The organism is Nocardia brevicatena NBRC 12119 (assembly GCF_000308495.1).
Classification (GTDB): domain Bacteria; phylum Actinomycetota; class Actinomycetes; order Mycobacteriales; family Mycobacteriaceae; genus Nocardia; species Nocardia brevicatena.
This window is the reverse complement of record NZ_BAFU01000075.1, coordinates 1-1,742: the sequence shown is the minus strand read 5'-3', so window position 1 is coordinate 1,742 and position 1,742 is coordinate 1. Positions and strand designations below refer to the sequence as shown.

Annotated in this window: 1 protein-coding gene; it reads left to right on the top strand. The window is 69.5% G+C overall.

Annotated features, from left to right (window positions below):
- A partial coding sequence (locus ON20_RS21975) for a condensation domain-containing protein (protein WP_040838192.1) occupies positions 1–1,742 on the top strand: 1,742 nt, incomplete at both ends.

The window sequence follows — 1,742 nt, the reverse complement described above, 5'->3', positions numbered from 1 at the left end:
CCCTCACCGCCCACGATTCGGTCGGCCGCGCGGTCGCGCTGGTGTACTCCGACCCGAATACCGGCGACCACCTGGTCGCCTATGTGGTTCCCGCGGCCGGCGCCGCCGTCGACACCGATGCGCTGCGCGGCCACCTGTCGGGTCTGCTGCCGGCGTATATGGTGCCCGCGGCGTTCGTCGTGCTCGATGAGATGCCGCTGAACGCCAGCGGCAAATTGGACCGCAAGGCGTTGCCGGAGCCGGAGTTCGAGACGGCGGAGTTCCGCGCCCCGACCACCCCGGTGGAGGAGATCGTCGCCGGTGTGTTCGCCGAGGTGCTGGGTCTGTCCGGTTCTCGCCGGGTCGGCCTGGACGACGACTTCTTCGAACTGGGCGGCAACTCGCTGGTCGCCACCCAGGTGGTGGCCCGCCTCGGCACCGCGCTGGGTAGCAGCGTGCCGGTGCGCATGCTGTTCGAGGCGTCCACCGTGGCCGCGCTGGCGGCACGAGTGGAATCGCATACCGGCCAGGCGCGCAAGGCCTTGACCGCCGGACCTCGCCCGGACCACATCCCGCTGTCGCCGGCGCAGCAGCGCATGTGGTTCCTCAACCGGTTCGACGAACAGTCCGCCGCCTACAACATCCCCATTGCGGTCCGCCTGACCGGCCACCTGGATGTCGAGGCGCTGCGCGCCGCGATCGGCGACCTGGTCTACCGGCACGAGATCCTGCGCACCTACTACCCGGAGACCGAACAGGGTCCGGTGCAGGTCATCCTGCCGCCGGGACGGTCGGTGGCCGAACTGGAAACCCGGGTCGTGGCGCCGGAGGCCATCGAGGCCGCCGTCACCGAGTTGTTCTCGGTGTCGTTCGACGTCGCCGCGCGGGTGCCGCTGCGGATCGCGCTGTTCGAGATCGACGGTGCGGCCGAGGAATACGTGCTGGCCATGGTGGTGCACCACATCTCCGGCGACGGTTCGTCGGGTGTTCCGCTCACTCGCGACCTGATGATCGCGTACGCGGCGCGTGTCGCCGGTGAGGCGCCGGGCTGGGCGCCGCTGCCGGTGCAGTACGCCGATTACGCGGTCTGGCAGCGGGAGCTGCTGGGTGACGAGTCCGATGCGGAGTCGTTGGCGCACAAGCAGGTCGAATACTGGAAGTCCGCGCTGGCGGACCTGCCCGACCAACTGGACCTGCCCGCCGACCGGCCGCGTCCCGCGGTGCAGTCTTATGCGGGCGGCCGTGCGGACGTGCTGATCGACGCCGAGCGCCACCGGGAGCTGGTGCGGCTCGCGCACGACCAGGGCGCGACGCTGTTCATGGTGGTGCACACCGCGTTCGCGGTACTGCTGTCGCGCCTGTCGGGTACCGACGACATCGCCGTCGGCACTCCGATGGCGGGTCGCGGTGAGGCGGTGTTGGACGAGCTGATCGGTATGTTCGTCAACACCCTGGTGTTCCGGACCCAGGTGGACCGGGGCGAGTCGTTCACCGAGCTGCTGGCGCGTCAGCGCGAGACCGACCTCCAGGCGTTCGCCAACTCGGATGTGCCGTTCGAGCGACTGGTGGAGATCCTCAACCCGGAGCGCTCCACGGCACGGCACCCGCTGTTCCAGGTGGGCCTGTCGTTCCAGAATCAGAGCCGCAGCGGCCTGGACTTGGCCGGTCTGACCGTGTCGGGCCTGGAGGTCGACACCGAACTCTCGCAGTTCGACCTGCATCTGATCGTGGTGGACAACTACGACGAATCGGGCGCCGCGGCC